Genomic DNA, 371 nt, shown 5'->3' on the forward strand with positions numbered 1-371 from the left:
TTACTGTTTTTCGGTCTCTTTCGAAACCGGTCGCTCACTCAAAATCACTGACAGATGGCTTGATTGCTCAAACCTTCCTCAATTTCTTTCTGTGTGAGACTCGATTACTTTCGCTTCCGGCAGCTCCAAAGAACCACCGCGCGCTCGTCATCGAGCACCCACATCTGTCGGCTGTTAGTTTTTAAAGAACATCCGCACGAGGCGCCTTGCCTTCGTTGCGTCTGCTGCATCAGCAGCAGAGAAGCGAGATTATGAACAACCTTCCGGTGTTCGTCAACAGGTTTTTTGCATCATCGCTTCAAACCCCGCTGGCTATACCACCGCGCCGTTTCTGTCGCGGCCCCCGCTGCGTCGCGCCGCACACCGCGCGC

The 371-nt window shown here is 54.2% G+C and carries 1 protein-coding gene; it reads left to right on the forward strand.

All coding sequences use genetic code 11. The features are described from left to right. Positions 1 to 185 (forward strand): hypothetical protein (locus AABE10_RS36330; protein ID WP_342937855.1); only part of this gene is annotated, 185 nt, incomplete at its 5' end. Positions 186 to 371: the final 186 nt, after the last annotated feature.

The sequence above is a fragment of the Paraburkholderia diazotrophica genome (genome assembly GCF_038900755.1).
In the GTDB taxonomy this organism is placed as follows: Bacteria; Pseudomonadota; Gammaproteobacteria; order Burkholderiales; family Burkholderiaceae; genus Paraburkholderia; species Paraburkholderia diazotrophica_A.